The organism is Kitasatospora sp. NPDC001095 (assembly GCF_053598615.1).
Map to the genome: position 1 here is coordinate 185,505 of NZ_JBSFKQ010000011.1, position 16,494 is coordinate 201,998.

Annotated in this window: 16 protein-coding genes and 1 tRNA gene; 7 read left to right on the top strand and 10 right to left on the bottom strand. The window is 71.7% G+C overall.

The annotated features are described in order from the left end of the window. Positions 1 to 57: 57 nt before the first annotated feature. Together ACWDBB_RS13595 and ACWDBB_RS13600 are read right to left on the bottom strand one after the other, a co-directional pair. Positions 58 to 360 carry a GroES family chaperonin gene (locus ACWDBB_RS13595; protein WP_049655715.1) on the bottom strand — a complete coding sequence of 101 codons (303 nt, stop codon included), beginning with the start codon at positions 358 to 360 and terminating at the stop codon, positions 58 to 60. 229 nt (positions 361 to 589) lie between these two features. Continuing rightward, entirely contained in the window at positions 590 to 931 is a 342-nt protein-coding gene (locus tag ACWDBB_RS13600; protein ID WP_449789719.1) for a DUF3618 domain-containing protein, read from the bottom strand. A gap of 166 nt (positions 932 to 1,097) precedes the next feature. Here ACWDBB_RS13600 and bcp point away from each other — a divergent pair, with 166 nt between their 5' ends. Continuing rightward, positions 1,098 to 1,571 (top strand): thioredoxin-dependent thiol peroxidase, encoded by a 474-nt coding sequence (bcp, locus tag ACWDBB_RS13605; protein ID WP_449789720.1) that lies wholly within the window; start codon positions 1,098 to 1,100, stop codon positions 1,569 to 1,571. Between the two features lie 150 nt (positions 1,572 to 1,721). Here bcp and ACWDBB_RS13610 read toward each other — a convergent pair whose 3' ends face one another. Further along, on the bottom strand, positions 1,722 to 4,049 hold the full coding sequence (locus ACWDBB_RS13610; RefSeq protein ID WP_449789744.1) for a chitinase C-terminal domain-containing protein: 2,328 nt from the start codon (positions 4,047 to 4,049) through the stop codon (positions 1,722 to 1,724). A 516-nt stretch (positions 4,050 to 4,565) separates the two neighbouring features. Here ACWDBB_RS13610 and ACWDBB_RS13615 point away from each other — a divergent pair. Next, a tRNA-Leu gene (locus ACWDBB_RS13615) sits at positions 4,566 to 4,649 on the top strand. Positions 4,650 to 4,720: 71 nt separating this feature from the next. On the opposite strand, the gene rdgB is transcribed toward ACWDBB_RS13615, so the two are convergent. The 4 genes from rdgB to ACWDBB_RS13635 all read right to left on the bottom strand — a co-directional run bounded on the left by rdgB (position 4,721) and on the right by ACWDBB_RS13635 (position 7,082). Next, complete coding sequence (gene rdgB / locus ACWDBB_RS13620) at positions 4,721 to 5,326, bottom strand: RdgB/HAM1 family non-canonical purine NTP pyrophosphatase (protein WP_449789721.1); 606 nt, start codon at positions 5,324 to 5,326, stop codon at positions 4,721 to 4,723. A 31-nt stretch (positions 5,327 to 5,357) separates the two neighbouring features. Continuing rightward, on the bottom strand, positions 5,358 to 5,747 hold the full coding sequence (locus ACWDBB_RS13625) for a hypothetical protein (protein ID WP_449789722.1): 390 nt from the start codon (positions 5,745 to 5,747) through the stop codon (positions 5,358 to 5,360). 224 nt (positions 5,748 to 5,971) lie between these two features. Then, entirely contained in the window at positions 5,972 to 6,697 is a 726-nt protein-coding gene (gene rph / locus ACWDBB_RS13630) for a ribonuclease PH (RefSeq protein ID WP_360356381.1), read from the bottom strand. Between the two features lie 151 nt (positions 6,698 to 6,848). Then, complete coding sequence (locus ACWDBB_RS13635; RefSeq protein ID WP_030060521.1) at positions 6,849 to 7,082, bottom strand: glucose PTS transporter subunit EIIB; 234 nt, start codon at positions 7,080 to 7,082, stop codon at positions 6,849 to 6,851. Positions 7,083 to 7,483: 401 nt separating this feature from the next. On the opposite strand from ACWDBB_RS13635, the gene ACWDBB_RS13640 reads away from it, so the two are divergent. The 4 genes from ACWDBB_RS13640 (at position 7,484) to ACWDBB_RS13655 (ending at position 13,267) form a co-directional block, all read left to right on the top strand. After that, on the top strand, positions 7,484 to 8,785 hold the full coding sequence (locus tag ACWDBB_RS13640) for a PTS transporter subunit EIIC (RefSeq protein WP_449789723.1): 1,302 nt from the start codon (positions 7,484 to 7,486) through the stop codon (positions 8,783 to 8,785). Between the two features lie 397 nt (positions 8,786 to 9,182). After that, positions 9,183 to 10,460 carry a PTS transporter subunit EIIC gene (locus ACWDBB_RS13645; RefSeq protein WP_449789724.1) on the top strand — a complete coding sequence of 426 codons (1,278 nt, stop codon included), beginning with the start codon at positions 9,183 to 9,185 and terminating at the stop codon, positions 10,458 to 10,460. 456 nt (positions 10,461 to 10,916) lie between these two features. Continuing rightward, a complete protein-coding gene (locus ACWDBB_RS13650; RefSeq protein ID WP_449789725.1) occupies positions 10,917 to 11,984 on the top strand; it encodes an LLM class flavin-dependent oxidoreductase in 1,068 nt (355 codons plus the stop codon). After that, positions 11,981 to 13,267: an LLM class flavin-dependent oxidoreductase gene (locus ACWDBB_RS13655; protein WP_449789726.1), complete on the top strand. Its 1,287-nt coding sequence runs from the start codon at positions 11,981 to 11,983 to the stop codon at positions 13,265 to 13,267. Before ACWDBB_RS13650 ends, ACWDBB_RS13655 begins: the two co-directional genes overlap by 4 nt. A 288-nt stretch (positions 13,268 to 13,555) precedes the next feature. Here the strand turns inward: ACWDBB_RS13655 and ACWDBB_RS13660 are convergent, their stop codons facing one another. Both ACWDBB_RS13660 and ACWDBB_RS13665 read right to left on the bottom strand, forming a co-directional pair. Next, complete coding sequence (locus ACWDBB_RS13660; RefSeq protein ID WP_449789727.1) at positions 13,556 to 14,302, bottom strand: MBL fold metallo-hydrolase; 747 nt, start codon at positions 14,300 to 14,302, stop codon at positions 13,556 to 13,558. A gap of 234 nt (positions 14,303 to 14,536) precedes the next feature. Then, positions 14,537 to 14,728, bottom strand: coding sequence for a MarR family transcriptional regulator (locus ACWDBB_RS13665; RefSeq protein WP_449789728.1), 192 nt, complete (start codon positions 14,726 to 14,728; stop codon positions 14,537 to 14,539). A 215-nt stretch (positions 14,729 to 14,943) separates the two neighbouring features. Here ACWDBB_RS13665 and ACWDBB_RS13670 point away from each other — a divergent pair, with 215 nt between their 5' ends. Next, the gene (locus ACWDBB_RS13670; RefSeq protein WP_449789729.1) at positions 14,944 to 15,408 is read left to right on the top strand and encodes a type II toxin-antitoxin system PemK/MazF family toxin; all 465 of its coding nucleotides are present in this window, start codon (positions 14,944 to 14,946) and stop codon (positions 15,406 to 15,408) included. Positions 15,409 to 15,418: 10 nt separating this feature from the next. Here ACWDBB_RS13670 and ACWDBB_RS13675 read toward each other — a convergent pair whose 3' ends face one another. Next, positions 15,419 to 16,387, bottom strand: a complete 969-nt coding sequence (locus ACWDBB_RS13675) for a PLP-dependent cysteine synthase family protein (RefSeq protein WP_402407145.1) — start codon at positions 16,385 to 16,387, stop codon at positions 15,419 to 15,421. Positions 16,388 to 16,494: the final 107 nt, after the last annotated feature.

The following is a 16,494-nucleotide window of genomic DNA, read 5'->3' on the forward strand; positions in this document are numbered from 1 at the left end:
GTACGCACAGCGAGACTCGGGGAGGGCTCGAAGCATTTCACGGCAGCATGCCCGTGATCAGAGGTACAGGCCGGTCGAGCCCTCCGTGTCGCCGAACCGGGTCGCGGCCACGGCGTGCAGATCGCGCTCGCGCAGCAGCACGTAGGTGGCGCCGCGGACCTCGACCTCCAGCTTGTCCTCCGGGTCGTACAGCACCCGGTCGCCGGGCTCCACCGAGCGCACGCTCTGGCCCACCGCGACGGCCTCCGCCCAGGTACAGCGCTTGGACAGCTCCGCCGTGGCCGGGATCAGGATGCCGCCGGTCGAACGGCGCTCGCCCTCACCGCCCTCGATGCGCACCAGCACGCGGTCGTGCAGCATCCGGATCGGCAGCTTCTCGCCGAGCCGGTCGTGGCGGGCGTGCTCCTGCAGGTGGTCCGAGTGGCTCTCGTGGTTCGTACTCACGGTCCCGAAGGTACCTCCCCCGGGCGCGGGGCGTGACGCTGGCCCGGCATGCGGAACGCGGGCACGCGGAACGCCGGGTGCCCGGGCCCGGACATGCGGAAGGCCGGGCACGCGTGCTGCGCCCGGCCCTTCCGTCCCGCGGTGCTCAGCCCTTGCGGCGCTTGCGGGCCGAGGCGACCAGCAGCACCAGGCCCACGCCCACCAGCGCGGCCGGGACGATCCGCTCGCGGCGCGGCTGCCCCTTCTCGTCCACGAACTGCGACCGGACCTTCTCCACCACGCCGCTGGCGGCCACGTAGGCCCGGGCGGTCCGCTCCTCGACGGCGGCCGCCGCCTTGGCCTTGACCTGGGCGGAGATGGTGCTCGGGTGGACGCGGACGGCCAGCTCGTCGAGGGTTCCCGCCAGCCGGTCACGCGTCCGCTCGATGTCCGCCTCGATCTGGGCGGTCGTCCTCGCCGACTTGTCCTGCGTGCTCGCGTCGCCCACTCGGGCCACCCCATTCACTCGCCGATGTTGTTCCGTCCGATCCGTACGATCGGTGCGACTGACCCAGTGTGTCAGCTGCCGGGAACGGTCGCGCGGCCCCACCCACCATCGGAGGTAAGTTTGCCGTGGTACGACCGCCCGCCCCAGCTTCCAGGAGAGTACGACCGTGAGTGAGCGTCTCCAGCCCGGCGACACCGCACCCGCCTTCAGCCTGCCCGACGCCGACGGCAACCAGGTGTCCCTCGCCGACCACGCGGGCCGCAAGGTCATCGTCTACTTCTACCCCGCCGCCCTGACCCCCGGCTGCACCAAGCAGGCCTGCGACTTCACCGACAACCTCGAGGTCTTCGCGGGCGCCGGCTACGACGTCATCGGCATCTCCCCGGACAAGCCGGAGAAGCTCGGCAAGTTCCGCGAGGCCGAGGACCTGAAGGTCACCCTGCTGTCCGACGTCGAGAAGACGGTGCTGGAGGCGTACGGCGCCTTCGGCGAGAAGCAGAACTACGGCCGCACCTACCTGGGTGTGATCCGCTCCACGATCGTCGTGGACGAGCACGGCAAGGTCGAGCACGCCTTCTACAACGTGCGGGCCACCGGTCACGTCGCCAAGCTGTTGCGCGACCTCAAGGTCGGGGCCTGAGGAACTGAGGGCCCTGGGCACTGAGAGCCCGAGGTACTGAGGCACTGAGAGCCTGAGGTACCGAGCCCGACCCACGACGAAGCGGTGGCGGCGCACCCCCCGACCGGGTGCACCGCCACCGCCGCATCTCACCTCAGCGGACCGCCCTGATCAGCAGGCCCCGAGGTCGCTCCAGACGCCCCACTCACCGCCGGCCGCGGGGTCGTCGCCCTTGGTCCACCACTTGTTCTGGTAGTAGTGGCCCTTCCAGGAGACCTTGGTGGGGCTCGCGTAGGTGGTGCCCGCGTCCCAGCTCGGGGCGGCCGTGCAGGCGCCCGAGGTCTGGGTCGGCGTCGGGGTCGGCGAGGCGGTGCCCGTCGGGGTCGGCGTCGGCGTCGGGGTGGCCGTCTGCGACGGGGTCGGGGTCGGCGTGCCGCCGTCCACCGCGCCACGGGTCAGGTCGCCCTTGATCCCGTACAGCGTGCCGCCCACGTTGACCGTCCAGTTCGACGGCGTGGACACCGGCAGGTAGTAGACGAAGTCCATGTCGATCGAGGCGCCCGGCGCCAGCGACTGCCAGCCCGGCAGCTTGACCGACACCCGGTTGTAGTTGCCCTTCAGACCGCCCACGTTGCCCGGGCCCGGGTTGTCCTGCTTGATGACCTGCAGGCCGAAGCCGGACTGGTCCTTGGCGTTGCCCGGGGCCGAGTTGCCGTAGTCGAACTGGAACTCGGTGCCGCCCGGCAGGGTCAGCGTCGAGTTGTTGACGATGTGCAGCTTCGGGTTGATCGGGTAGTTCGAGTCGCCCAGCGCGAAGTTGTTGAACGACACGTCGATCGGCAGGGTCTGCTGCGGCAGCGCGGTCGTCGAACGGATCGCGCCGTACGGGGTCGCCGACTTGAACTTGTCGTACATCAGCGTGGTCAGCGTGTTGCCGGGCACGTACTGGCCCTTGCCGCCGTTGGCGGTGGCGTCCCACCGGTAGTCGCCGGCGAGCTCCCAGATCATCGCGCCGCCGGCGCCCTGGTTGACGATGTAGTCCGCCTTGGCGCCCACCGACTGCTCGTCCTCGGTGGAGAGGAACACCTTCTTGGTGTCGTTCCACAGCCACGGCGCCACCAGGGTGGAGCTGTAGTTGCGGGTGTAGGTGCCCTGCAGCGCGGTGTCGGACACGCCGTACTTGGCCAGGTAGTCGGGCAGGATGCCCTTCTCCAGGTTCTTGGCGTGCCACATCGGGTTCGACCCGGCCGGGGACTCCTTGCCCGCGTCGTCCTTGTCGTTCCAGATGTTGTCGATGCCGACCGCGCCGTCACCGCAGGCGGTCAGGCCGGAGCCGACCGGGCAGGTGGTCGCCGAGGCGGTGCCCCAGAGGCCGTTGGTGCCGCCCTGGACGTTCTTGAAACCACGGGTGTAGTACGGCAGGCCGACGTTGATCCGGCCGCCGGGCATCGAGCCGCGGAAGTAGTGGTACGACCAGTCGGCGTTCAGGTAGCCGATGCCGCCGTACTGCGCGGTGCCGTAGACGTTGGCGGCGGCCAGCTCGCCGTCCTTGCCGTCGTCGAACAGCGAGGCGTTCGGGCCGACGTACTTGTTCCAGGCGCCGTGCAGGTCGTACGACATGATGTTGACGTAGTCCAGGTACTTGGCCACCTGGAAGGTCTCCATGCCGCGCAGCAGGTAGCCGGAGGACGGGGCCGCGACCGACAGCAGGTAGTGCTTGCCGTCGGCGGCGCCGGCCTTGTCCAGGCTCTCGCGCAGGGTCTTCATCAGCGCCGCGTAGCCCTTGGCCAGCGAACCGCGCTTGGCGTTGGCGAGCTGCCAGTCCAGCGGGTTGCCGGCGTCCTTCATCGAGGTCGGGTACTCGTAGTCGATGTCGACGCCGTTGAAACCGTACTTGCGGATGAAGTCGACCGAGGAGGCGGCGAAGGTGTCGATGCCGGCCTGGTTGACGCTGCCGTCCGCGTTGACGGTCATCGAGTAGAAGCCGCCGGAGTTCACGCGCTTGCCGTCGTCCCCGAAGTAGCCGCCGGTCTCGGTCCAACCACCCACCGAGATCAGGGTCTTGACGTTCGGGTACTGCTTCTTGTACTTCGTCAGCAGATTGAAGTGACCCTTATACGGCAGGCTCGGGTCCAGCTCGGCACCGGGGACGCCGGGGAAGGAGATCCCGGTGGCCTCGTTGGTCGGGCCGTCGGTGCCGACCGAGAGCTTGTTGTCGCCGCCGACGTGGCCGAAGGCGTAGTTGAGGTGGCTGACCTTGTCCCAGGGGACGTCGCTCACCAGGTACGGGGCGTCGCCGTTCTTGCCGGTGCGCCAGCCGGTGAAGTACCCGATGATGCGGCGCTGGTGGTCCGCGCCCATCTTCTCGCGCCCGCTGGTGTCGTAGACGGAGCAGTACGGAACGTCCACCCCGGGCGTCTGGTACAGGCCGTCCGGCCGACAGGCCGCGTTGTCGACCGCCGCCGACGCCTGCGAGGGCGCCGCACCCAGCGTCGCCATCAGCAGCCCGGCCAACGAGGCCGCCGCCAGCGAGGCCACACCGGCCCGAGCCGCCGGACTCTTCCGGCGGTGGGCAGCGGTGGGACGCCGCTCCGCCGTGTTTCGGATCAACACTCGGTCCTCCAGGAGAGAGTGTCGGCGCGTGCCTGTGGGGGAGCACGCACGTGGGGGATTGCAATTGGCGCAGAAGCTATGTGGTCTGAACCACATAGGTCAATAGGTCTGTACCAATTGGTAATCGGCGACCAAACATCACGGGTCGCAGCCCCAACGACAATCAGTCAGCCGATGGCCGAAAACCCGCCCCACCCGCAACCGAACCCACCCTCGATCGTCACGCGGTCCCCAGCGCCCGCACCGGACTCGGCCGACGACCGACGGGACGACCTCCGACCGCGCCGCTCCGCCTGCCGCTCCGTCACAGACGGACACTGCGGACGGAACGGGACCGGGCGCGCGTCGCCGCACTGAATCGCGGTGTTCCCACCGAGAGCGAAGCCCTAGACTGAAGGCCATGCGGCCTTGGCGTAACAGGCAGCCGCGCGGGTTTTAGGTGCCCGTGGGAGAAATCCCGTGAGGGTTCGAGTCCCTCAGGCCGCACTAGCCTTGAAATCGAAGGCCCGCCCCGAGAAGCTCTCGGAGCGGGCCTTCGACGTCCAGCGGACGGGGCGTCAGCCGAGGAGGTCCTTCACCACCGGGGCGAGGGCGCGGAAGGCCTGGCCGCGGTGGCTGATGGCGTTCTTCTCGTCCGCCGTGAGCTCCGCGCAGGTGCGGGTCTCGCCGAGGGGCTGGAGGATCGGGTCGTAGCCGAAGCCGCCGTCGCCGGCGGGGGCGGTGCGCAGGGTGCCGAGGAGGCGGCCCTCGACGACGCGCTCGGTGCCGTCGGGGAGGGCGAGGGCGGCCGCGCAGAAGAAGTGGGCGCCGCGGTGCGGCTCGGCGATGTCGGAGAGCTGGGCGAGCAGCAGGTCGAGGTTGGCGCGGTCGTCGCCGTGCTTGCCGGACCAGCGGGCGGAGAAGATGCCGGGCGCGCCGTTCAGCACGTCCACGCAGAGGCCGGAGTCGTCGGCGACGGCGGGCAGGCCGGTGGCGCGGGCCAGGGCGTGGGCTTTCAGCAGGGCGTTCTCGGCGAAGGTGACGCCGGTCTCGGGGACGTCCGGGATCTCCGGGTAGGCGTCGGCGCCGACGAGTTCGACGTCCAGGCCGGCGTCCGTCAGGATGGCGCGGAGCTCGGTGACCTTGTGCTGGTTGCGGGTGGCGAGGATCAGGCGGGTGGACATATCGCCCACCCTACCGAGTGGCCGGGGACGGTCAGCCGGTGCAGACCGAGGTGAGGTTGCCCGCCGCGTCGCCGAGCGGCTTGAGGTCGGGGACCTCGTTCTTGTCGGCCGCCCGCTGCACGTTCTCGACCTGCTTCTGCAGGTCGGTCACGGCCTTGGCGACGTCGGTGTTCTTGGAGTTCTTCCCGACCTGGTCGAGGTCGTTCTTGAGCTTCTGCAGGGCCCGGCCGGCGGCCGCCGAGTCGTTGCTGGCGTTGTCGTAGGCCTGGGTGACGTCGGCGATGTCGCCGGTGATCTTCACCGCGGTGTTGCCGCAGTCGAGCGCCTTCTGGGCGGCGGAGCAGCTCACCATGCTGAGCGGGAGGATCGCGATGAGGCCGGCCACGGCGAGGGCGGTGGGGCGGGCGATGCTCGACGGCATCCGATCCTCCTGGGGGGCGCGGGTTCCGTGGGGTGGGACGCGCGCCGGGAGGTGCGCGGTTCCCGCAGCGGGAGTGCTGCGGGAACCGTACGGTCTCCGGGCCCGGCCTGTACAGCAGGCGGACCGTTCGGCGGGCCGTTCGCCCCGCGGGCCCGAACGGCCGTCCGGGCCCGCGGGCTGACCGTGCGTCCGATCCGGTCGACGGCTTCGGGGCCCGCGCCGGTTCAGCCCTCCAGGGCCTTGCGCTGGATCTCGTCCAGTTCGGCGCAGCCGAGGCTGCCGAGGTCGAGCAGCCGGTCGAGCAGCTCGCGGTCGAACGGGGCGCCCTCGGCGGTGCCCTGGACCTCGACGAAGCGGCCGTCGGAGGTGCAGACGATGTTCATGTCGGTCTCGGCGCGCACGTCCTCCTCGTACTGGAGGTCGAGCATCGGGACGCCGTCGATGATGCCGACGCTGACGGCGCTGACGCCACCGGTGATCGGCTGGCCCTTGGCGCGCAGCAGCTTCTTGTCGCGGGCCCAGGCGACGGCGTCGACCAGGGCGACGTAGGCGCCGGTGATGGCGGCGGTGCGGGTGCCGCCGTCGGCCTGGAGGACGTCGCAGTCGAGGACGATGGTGTTCTCGGCGAGCGCGCGGTGGTCCACGACGGCGCGCAGCGAGCGGCCGATGAGCCGGCTGATCTCGTGGGTGCGGCCGCCGATGCGGCCCTTGACGGCCTCGCGGTCGCCGCGGGTGTTGGTGGCGCGCGGGAGCATGGAGTACTCGGCAGTGACCCAGCCCTCGCCGCTGCCCTTGCGCCAGCGGGGCACGCCCTCGGTGACGCTGGCGGTGCACAGCACCTTGGTGTCGCCGTAGGAGATGAGGACGGAGCCTTCGGCGTGCTTGCTCCAGCCCCGTTCGATGGTGATCGGGCGGAGCTGTTCGGGGGTGCGGCCGTCGATGCGTGACATAGGAACTGAGCGTAGTCGCTCCGGAGGCCCGGTCCCGATGCGTCGCCGCGCCGGGCCCCGCCGGGTCCCGGGTCGGCTCCGGATGCGCCGCGGCCCGCCGTCCCCCTGAGCGGGTCGGCGGGCCGGGCGGACTGAACCCGGGTGGGTCAGCTCACATCATGTCCTCGATGTCGGCGGCGATCGGGTCGGCGTCGGTGCCGATGACGACCTGGATCGCGGTGCCCATCTTCACGACGCCGTGGGCGCCGGCGGCCTTGAGGGCGGCCTCGTCGACCAGGGAGGCGTCCTTGACCTCGGTGCGCAGGCGGGTGATGCAGCCCTCGACCTCTTCGATGTTGTCGATGCCGCCCAGACCGGCGACGATCTTCTCAGCCTTGCTGGCCATCTGGTTTCTCCCTCTGTCTCGGCCCTTCGGCGGCTCTGCCGGGTGCCGTCCTGCGCTGGTGCTGGGGTGTCCCTCGACCGTCGGGTGGTGAGGTCCGTGCCGGTGGCTGACGCGGGTTCGGCTGCGGTCGGCCGGCGAGCAGCGCGACCAGCATCACCCGTGCCGGTCCGGTCCGCCACGTTAGTCCACTTTTGGCCCATCTCGGCGGGCAGGGTCCCGATCGCCGCCCGAGGATGACGATCAGCGGGGCTGCTGCCCTCGGAGGACGGCCCGCGTCCAAGTGGTCTACACCAATATATGTGTACTCCGAGGAACGCGGGAACGGCCCCGGGGGTTCCCGACCCCCGCCCGAGGGTCCCGCGGGGCCCCTGCGGTCGGCAACTGCTCCCGGAGGGCGAAGGATGAGTTCGGCAGGCGCCGCGGCCTCGCAGGCCACCTGGTGGCACACCTTCTACGGCGGCCTCCAGAAGATGGGGCGCTCCCTGCAGCTGCCGGTCGCGGTGCTCCCGGCCGCCGGCATCCTCAACCGGCTCGGCCAGCCCGACGTCTTCGGCAAGGACGGGCTGGGCTGGGACGACGTCGCCAAGGTGTTCGCCGCCGCGGGCGGCGCGCTGCTCGACTCCTCCTTCGGCCTGCCGATGCTGTTCTGCGTCGGCGTCGCGATCGGCATGGCGAAGAAGGCGGACGGCTCGACGGCGCTGGCCGCCGTGGTCGGCTTCCTGGTCTACTTCCGGGTCCTGCACGCCTTCCCGGAGAAGTGCCCGGCGGGGACGACGCTGATCCCGGACGCCTGGTCCGGCCAGTGCGTGAGCTACTCGTCGGCGAAGATCGCCGCCGCGACGTACCAGAACCCGGGCGTGCTGGGCGGCATCCTGATCGGCCTGATGTCGGCCTGGCTGTGGGTCCGGTTCCACCGCACCAGGCTGGTGGACTGGCTCGGCTTCTTCAACGGCCGCCGCCTGGTGCCGATGATCAGCGCCCTGGTGGGCCTGGTCACCGCCGTGGTGGCGCTCTGGATCTGGCCGCCGATCGGCCGCGGCCTGAACGACCTCTCGCAAACCCTCGCCGACCTGGGCGCGGGCGGCGCCGGCATCTTCGGCCTGTTCAACCGCGCACTGCTGCTGATCGGCATGCACCAGCTGCTGAACACCTTCGTCTGGTTCCAGTTCGGGGAGTTCGTCAAGCCGGACGGCACGATCGTGCACGGCGACATCCCGCGCTTCCTGGCGGGCGACCCGACGGCCGGCCAGTTCCAGTCCGGCTTCTTCCCGATCATGATGTTCGCGCTGCCCGCCGCCGCGCTCGCGATCGCCCACTCGGCGAAGCCGCACCGGCGCAAGGAGATGTACGGCCTGATGCTCTCGGTCGGCCTGACCTCCTTCGTGACGGGTGTCACCGAGCCGATCGAGTACTCCTTCGCCTACATCGCCCCGGCCCTGTACGCCGTGCACGCGGTGCTGACCGGCGCGTCGATGGCGGTGACCTGGGGGCTCGGGGTGCACGACGGGTTCAGCTTCTCGGCCGGCCTGATCGACTACGTCATCAACTGGGGGCTGGCCACCAAACCGTGGCTGATCATCCCGATCGGGCTCTGCTTCGCCGCCGTGTACTACGCGCTCTTCCGATTCATCATCGTCAAATTCGACCTGAAAACGCCCGGCCGGGAGGACGAGGCGGAGGTCGAGGACGTCACCAAGGCCTGAAACCGGGCGGCGCCCGGGTTATCCCCGCATTGGCCTCCGGAGCACCGGCCCGGGGGCCTTCGGCATTTCCCGAAAGGGCCGGACCGGTGGCGGACGTCCCAGGCCCGGCCCAGGCCGGACGCCCCGTCAGGCACACCGTGCTTTTGTTGCGCGATTATCCAAAATCGATTTTGTTGCGCCGTCGGCCAAAATCACAATCGCGACCGGGACCAAGATCGCCATTCGGTAAGTAGGTTTCGATTTCATAGCACTTCCCGGCGGTAGCGCTTTCCGGGGTTCCTCGACTTCCCGGCCCGTGCTACAAAACTGGTCTACACCACGTGTGGTGTAGACCAGTTTGCGGTTGGCCCCCTGTGCCTCCCCCGACCGACCGCCATGCCGTTAGGAACCCACCCCCATGAGTCAGTCTGAGCAGGCACCGGCGCCCGCTAAGGCTCCGGCCTCGCCAAGCCCCGCCAAGCAGTTCGGCCAGAACCTCCTCCAGGGTCTGCAGAAGATCGGCCGCAGCCTCCAGCTGCCCATCGCGGTGCTCCCCGCCGCCGGTCTGCTGATGCGTCTCGGCCAGGACGACGTGTTCGGCAAGGACGGTCTCGGCTGGGACAAGGTCGCCGCGGTGTTCAACACCGCCGGCTCCTCGGTCTTCGACGCTCTCCCGATGCTCTTCGCGGTGGGCATCGCGATCGGCTACGCGAAGAAGGCCGACGGTTCCACCGCTCTGGCCGCGCTGGTCGGCTTCCTGGTCTACAAGAACGTGCTCACCGCGTTCCCGATCACCGAGTACAAGATCCTCCCGGGCAAGGACGAGGCCGCCACCTACCAGAACCCGGGTGTGCTCGGCGGCATCGTGATCGGCCTGCTGGCCGCGGTGCTGTGGCAGAAGTACCACCGCACCAGGCTGGTCGACTGGCTCGGCTTCTTCAACGGCCGCCGCCTGGTCCCGATCATCATGGCCTTCGTCGGCACCGCCGTCGGCGTCTTCTTCGGTCTGGCCTGGGGCCCGATCGGCGACGCCATCAAGAGCCTCAACGACACCCTGATCGGCGCCGGCGCGTTCGGTGCGGGCGCGTTCGGCCTGGTCAACCGCGGTCTGCTGCCGGTCGGCATGCACCAGTTCGTGAACTCCTACGCCTGGTTCCAGACCGGTGACTTCACCAAGCCCGACGGCACCGTCGTGCACGGCGACCTGACCCGCTTCTTCGCCGGCGACCCGACCGCCGGACAGTTCATGTCGGGCTTCTACCCGATCATGATGTTCGCGCTGCCCGCCGCCGCGCTCGCCATCGCCCACGCCGCCAAGCCGCACCGCCGCAAGGCCGTCACCGGCATGATGGTCTCGCTGGCCCTGACCTCCTTCGTGACCGGTGTCACCGAGCCGATCGAGTTCGCCTTCGTCTTCATCGCCCCGGTCCTGTACGTCATCCACGCGCTGCTCACCGCCGTCTCGATGACCGTCACCTGGGCGCTCGGCGTGCACGACGGCTTCACCTTCTCCGGTGGCCTGATCGACTACCTGCTGGCCTGGAACAAGGCCACCGACCCGTGGATGATCATCCCGCTCGGCCTGGTCTTCGCCGCGATCTACTACTTCCTGTTCCGCTTCGCGATCGCCAGGTTCGACCTCAAGACCCCCGGTCGCGAGGACGACGACGAGATCGAGGACGTCACCAAGGCCTGAGGCCCGACGCCTGAAGTCCGACGCCCGCGTCACCGCACGCCTCGAGGGCCCCGCCCCGCCGCTGTCCCACCAGCGGCCGGGCGGGGCCTTCGGCGTACCCGGGCCCGCCCCGCGTGATCCCGGGTCCGCCGAGCGGCCGTGTCCACGGACGGAAACGGCGGTTGACGAATCGCCGGAGGCCCTGGTCAACTGAAGCGGTGAACGCCTCGTGCCCGCTGGTCACCCGCAGCCACATCGACTTCGGTCGCGTGTGGTCCGCGGCGTGTCGCGGCTGAGCTGACCGTTCCCCCGCCGCCGCCCGGCTGACGACCCGCCCGGCGCCGGTCCTTCCCTCCCCCGCCCGTACGGGCTCCGCCCGCGGGCCGCCACCGCGCTCCCGCGCGCCCCGCGCACCCGCGCCCCGGCACGGGCCGCTCCGGTGCGCGCACGCGTCCGCACGAGGAAGTCAGGCTCACCATGCCCCGCCAGTTGCACCTGTCCGCCGCCCTCGACAGCCCCGGCCGCTTCGACGCCGGGCACTACGCCTACCTCGCCCGTCTCGCCGAGCGGGCCACCCTGGACTTCGTCACCCTCGACGACTCCTTCGCCGCCGCGCCAAGCCGCCCCGACGCGCTCGCCGCCCTCGCCCGGATCGCCCCGCTGACCGGCCGGGTCGGCCTGGTGCCGACCGTCACCACCACCCACACCGAGCCCTTCCACACCTCGATCTCGGTCAACACCCTGGACTGGGCGAGCGAGGGCCGGGCAGGCTGGCTGGTCGGCGTCTCCACGACCGAGGCCGAGGCCCGGGCCTTCGGCCGCCGACCGGTCGCCGCCGAGGACGAGCTGTGGGCCGAGGCCGCCGACGCCGTCGAGGTGGCCGCCCGGCTCTGGGACAGCTGGGAGGACGACGCGGAGATCCGCGACACCGCCACCGGGCGGTTCATCGACCGCGACAAGGTGCACTACATCGACTTCACGGGCCCGCGCTTCTCGGTCCGCGGCCCGTCCATCACCCCGCGCCCGCCCCAGGGCCGCCCGGTGGTCGCGGTGCCCCTCTCCGCCGCCGACCTCGCGCCGGACGCCTCCCCGGGCGGGCGCGCCCGGGTCGCCGCCGCGGTCCGGCACGCCGACGTCGTCCTGCTCGACGCCCCCGACCGCGCCGCCCGGCTGACCGCCGCCACCGAACTGCGGCTGCGGGCCGGCGAGGGCCTGCGCATCCTCGCCCGGCTCGACGCCGGCCTCTCCGCCCTGGCCGACCGCGCCGCCGACGAGCGGCTGCTCGCCGAGCTCACCGCGACCGGCACCGGCGTCGACGGCTTCCACCTCTCCCCCGCCGACCCCCCGCGCGACCTGGCCGCGCTGGCCGACCGGATCGCCCCCGCGCTGCGCGCCGCCGGACTGCTGCGCGCCGAGTACACCGGCCGCACCCTGCGCGACCACCTCGGCCTGGCCCGCCCGGCCAGCCGCTACGCCGCCCGCCCGGCCGACGCCCCCACGGACGCCCCCACCGCTTCCCCCGCCCTCGCCGAGGTGACCCGATGACGGACCGACCGCTCAAGCAGATCCACCTCGCCGCGCACTTCCCCGGCGTCAACAACACCACCGTGTGGAGCGATCCGGCCTCCGGCAGCCACATCGAGTTCTCCTCCTTCCGCCACCTCGCGCAGACCGCCGAGCGCGGGAAGTTCGACTTCTTCTTCCTCGCCGAGGGCCTGCGGCTGCGCGAGTCCAAGGGCCGCATCCACGACCTGGACGTGGTCGGCCGCCCCGAGTCGATCACCGTGCTGAACGCGCTGGCCGCCGTCACCGAACGGCTCGGCCTGGCCGCCACCGTCAACGCGACCTTCAACGAGCCGTACGAACTCGCCCGCCGCTTCGCCTCGCTGGACCACCTCTCCGGCGGCCGCGCGGCCTGGAACGTGGTCACCTCCTCGGACGCCTTCACCGGGGAGAACTTCCGCCGCGGCGGCTACCTGGACCGCGCCGACCGCTACACCCGGGCCGCCGAATCCGTCCAGCTGGCACGGGAGTTCTGGGACGCCGGGGAGGAGACCGTCCGGCACTCGGGGCCGCAGTTCGAGGTCGAGGGCCGGCTCTCGCTGCCACGGCCGCCGCAGGGCCACCCGGTGGTGATCCAGGCCGGGGACTCCGACGAGGGGCGGGAGTTCGCCGCCGCCACCGCCGACGTGGTGTTCTCCCGGCACTCCACCCTCGCCGACGGCCAGGCCTTCCACACCGACGTCAAGCGCCGGCTCGGCGCGTACGGGCGCAAGCCGGACGAGCTGAAGATCATGCCCGCGGCCACCTTCGCCCTCGGCGACACCGACGCCGAGGCGGCCGAACGGGCCCACGGGATCCGCCGGGCCCAGGTCAGCACGCAGACCACGATCGCCTTCCTGGAACAGGTCTGGGGCATCGACCTGTCCGACCACGACCCGGACGGACCGCTGCCCACCGTCGACCCCGACCCGGACAGCGACCTGGTCCAGGGCAGGGTCCGGCACGTCGACCCGGTGGCCGTCGCCGAACGGTGGCGGGCGGTGGCCGCGGAGAAGAGGCTGACCAGCCGCGAGCTGGTGATCGAGCTGACCGGCCGACAGTCCTTCATCGGCTCGCCGGCAACCGTCGCCGCGCAGATCGACCACTTCGTGCAGAACGACGCGGCCGACGGCTTCATCCTCGTCCCGCACCTCACCCCGGGCGGCCTGGACGAGTTCGTCGACCGGGTGGTGCCGCTGCTCCAGGAGCGCGGGGTGTTCCGCACCGACTACACCGGCCCCACCCTGCGGGAGCACCTCGGACTGCCGGTGCCCGGGCGGCGCTGAACGGGCACGGCCCGCCCGGGTGTTCCGGGCGGGCCGTGAACGGAGGGACGGTCAGCCGGCGCTCCCGTCCACGTCGGTCAGCGGACCACGGCGGTCAGCGGACCGCGGCGGGCTGCTCCGTGCCCGGCGCGGCGCCGCCCGCGAAGACGCCGAACGCGGAGATGCCGTGCGGCCAAGGCGTGCGGCCAAGACGTACGGGATGCACGGAGGTTGCAGGTGGTTCCCGGGTTTCTTCCGGGAACCCGCGGGCCGACGCCGGGCACGCCCACCGGCACCGCGCCGAGTTGCTCAGACCTCGTACACCGCGCCGGCCCGGGCGACCTCGACCGGCCCGGGGTAGGCGGCCGCGGCGCCCCGCCGGTTGTGTTCGGCGTCGGTCCACGGCGGGATGTGGGTGAGGACGAGCCGGCGGGCCCCGGCCGCGGCGGCGTGTTCGCCCGCCTCGCGGCCGTTGAGGTGGACGGCCTGGTAGGTGTCGCGCCCGTCGACGTACGCGGCCTCGCAGAGGAAGAGGTCGGTGTCGCGGGCCAGTTCGACGAGTTCGGCGCTCTCGCCGGTGTCCCCGCTGTAGACCAGCGAGCGGCCGTCGTGCTCCAGCCGGAACGCGAAGGCGTCGACGGGGTGGTTGACCTGGGCGACGGTGACCCGGAACGGGCCGAGTTCGAAGCTGCCGGGGGTGAGGGTGCGGAACTCGAACACCTCCTTCATCCCGGGGTTCTCCGGCATGTCGTAGGCGCGGGCGAGCCGCTCGGCGGTGCCGGCCGGGCCGTACACGGGCAGCAGTTCGGGGCAGCCCTCGGCGCGGTAGTTGCGGGCCACCCAGTACGCGCACAGGTCGACGCAGTGGTCGGCGTGCAAGTGGCTGAGCAGGACGGCGTCGACGTCGTAGAGGCCGACGTACTTCTGGAGGGCGCCGAGGGCCCCGTTGCCGAGGTCGAGGACGACGCGGTAGCCCTCGGCCTCGACCAGGTAGCTGGAGCAGGGCGAGTCGGCGGACGGGAAGCTCCCCGAGCACCCCACCACGGTCAGTTTCATCCGAGCCCCTCCGCCCCGACACGTCCTGGCTGCTGCTGGAAAACGGCTTCACCGTCCTCCACGGAAAACAGCATGGAAAACGGCAGGCCGGGGCCGGTGGACCGGCCGGTAGCACTGCGTTGGTGTGTCGAGGGTAAGGGCGGAGCGGCACTTTGCCCCCGTCCCCGTGCCGGGCTGTGGGCGGAATCACCAGAACGCCCGGGGCGGGAGCGGGGCCGGTTGACGGGCCGGGGATCAGCGCCGCCGGGGCCGGTTGCGGGCCCAGGTGCGGATGGTGAACGGGTACCAGCGCGGGTGGCCGCTGCCATCGATCACATCCGGATCGGGCAGCAGCCGGTGCCGGCGGTAGCTGCGGACGGTCTCGCGCCGGACGTTGAGGTGGCGGGCGATCTCGGCGTAGGACCACAGCTCGGGGCCACGGGTCACGGGGGCACCTCCGGGGGGACGGGGGCGGACGTTCGTGACGCAGCCTGGCCGGACCGGGCGGAACCCCGGGCACAGAACGGGCATTGTGGCAGTTCCGTGACGAACCGGGAGCAGTGCGCGGACAAATGGGCGGACGAACGTCCGGCGGCCGACCACCGGACCGTCACGGACCGCACGGTGGTGGCGTGCGCCCCCGGCCCGGTACGGTTCGCCGCATGAACGGCATGACCGCTGCCTGGCTCGTCCTGTCGCTGCTCGGCGTCGCGCTGCTGGCCGCCGCCGCGGCGGCGCTGGTGCGGCGCGCCCGTCCGGCCCCGCGCCCGTCCGGCCCCGCCGGGCCGCAGCCGCGTCCGCGGACGGGGGCCGACCCGCAGCCGCAGGAGATCTGGTGGGCGCAGGTGCCGTTCGAGGACGGCCCCGGCTCCAAGGACCGCCCGTGCCTGGTGGTGCGGGTGCACGGCCGGACCGCCACCGTCGCGAAGATCACCAGCAGGCACCGCGCCGAGCGCCCGGGCGTGCTGGCGCTGCCGCCCGGTTCGGTGGGCGACCGGCAGGACCGGACCAGCTGGCTGGAGACCGACGAGCTGCGCGAGGTGCCGCTGTCGGCGTTCCGCCGCCGGGCCGGCGCGGTGGACCGGCAGGTCTGGACCCGTACCCAGCGGGCCCTTCAGAGCCGCTGAGGCTGGGGCCTCAGGCCCAGAGCTGGCCCTGCAGCGCCTCGACCGCGGCCTCGGTGGACTCGGCGGTGTAGATGCCGGTGGACAGGTACTTCCAGCCGCCGTCGGCGACCACGAAGACGATGTCCGCGCGCTCCCCCGCGGCCGCCGCCTTGCGGCCGACGCCGATCGCCGCGTGCAGGATGGCGCCGGTCGAGACGCCCGCGAAGATGCCCTCCTGCTGGAGGAGTTCGCGGGTGCGGCGGACGGCGTCCGCGGAGCCGACGGAGAAGCGGGTGGTGAGCACCTCGGCGTCGTACAGCTCGGGGACGAAGCCCTCGTCCAGGTTGCGCAGCCCGTACACCAGGTCGTCGTAGCGCGGCTCGGCGGCGACGATCTTCACGCCGGGGACCTTCTCGCGCAGGTAGCGGCCGACGCCCATGAGGGTGCCGGTGGTGCCGAGGCCGGCCACGAAGTGGGTGACGGTCGGCAGGTCGGCGAGGATCTCGGGGCCGGTGCCGGTGTAGTGGGCGCCCGCGTTGTCGGGGTTGCCGTACTGGTAGAGCATGACCCAGTCGGGGTGCTCGGCGGCGGTCTCCTTGGCGATCCGGACGGCGGTGTTGGAGCCGCCGGCGGCCGGGGAGGAGATGATCTCGGCGCCCCACATGCGGAGCAGCTCGCGCCGTTCCTCGCTGGTGTTCTCGGGCATCACGCAGACCATCCGGTAGCCCTTGAGCTTGGCGGCCATGGCCAGCGAGATGCCGGTGTTGCCGCTGGTGGGCTCCAGGATGGTGCAGCCGGGGGTGAGCCGGCCGTCGGCCTCGGCGCGCTCGATCATGTGCAGGGCCGGGCGGTCCTTGATCGAGCCGGTGGGGTTGCGGTCCTCCAGCTTGGCCCAGAGGCTCACCAGGCCCTCGGCGTTGCCGGGGACGGCGGCGGACAGCCGCGGCAGGCGGACCAGCGGGGTGTTGCCGACGGCTTCGAGCGGACTGTCGTAACGCAAGGGAGGCCTCCGGCCAAGGCGGTGAGGGTGGCGGGGGTGGTTCCCCCGCCGCGGCGGGGGGACCGGGGGGTCTAGCGGGCGCCGCCGGCCCCCGCGGGCAGGGTGGT

Excerpts from the sequence above, each read along its gene's own strand:
- ACWDBB_RS13650 (WP_449789725.1), top strand. The coding sequence starts at position 10,917 with ATGCCCCGCCAGTTGCACCTGTCCGCCGCCCTCGACAGCCCCGGCCGC.
- ACWDBB_RS13635 (WP_030060521.1), bottom strand. The coding sequence starts at position 7,082 with ATGGCCAGCAAGGCTGAGAAGATCGTCGCCGGTCTGGGCGGCATCGAC.
- ACWDBB_RS13610 (WP_449789744.1), bottom strand. The coding sequence starts at position 4,049 with ATGGCGACGCTGGGTGCGGCGCCCTCGCAGGCGTCGGCGGCGGTCGAC.
- ACWDBB_RS13645 (WP_449789724.1), top strand. The coding sequence starts at position 9,183 with ATGAGTCAGTCTGAGCAGGCACCGGCGCCCGCTAAGGCTCCGGCCTCG.
- ACWDBB_RS13660 (WP_449789727.1), bottom strand. The coding sequence starts at position 14,302 with ATGAAACTGACCGTGGTGGGGTGCTCGGGGAGCTTCCCGTCCGCCGAC.
- rph (WP_360356381.1), bottom strand. The coding sequence starts at position 6,697 with ATGTCACGCATCGACGGCCGCACCCCCGAACAGCTCCGCCCGATCACC.
- ACWDBB_RS13595 (WP_049655715.1), bottom strand. The coding sequence starts at position 360 with ATGCTGCACGACCGCGTGCTGGTGCGCATCGAGGGCGGTGAGGGCGAG.
- rdgB (WP_449789721.1), bottom strand. The coding sequence starts at position 5,326 with ATGTCCACCCGCCTGATCCTCGCCACCCGCAACCAGCACAAGGTCACC.
- ACWDBB_RS13655 (WP_449789726.1), top strand. The coding sequence starts at position 11,981 with ATGACGGACCGACCGCTCAAGCAGATCCACCTCGCCGCGCACTTCCCC.
- ACWDBB_RS13625 (WP_449789722.1), bottom strand. The coding sequence starts at position 5,747 with ATGCCGTCGAGCATCGCCCGCCCCACCGCCCTCGCCGTGGCCGGCCTC.
- ACWDBB_RS13640 (WP_449789723.1), top strand. The coding sequence starts at position 7,484 with ATGAGTTCGGCAGGCGCCGCGGCCTCGCAGGCCACCTGGTGGCACACC.
- ACWDBB_RS13670 (WP_449789729.1), top strand. The coding sequence starts at position 14,944 with ATGAACGGCATGACCGCTGCCTGGCTCGTCCTGTCGCTGCTCGGCGTC.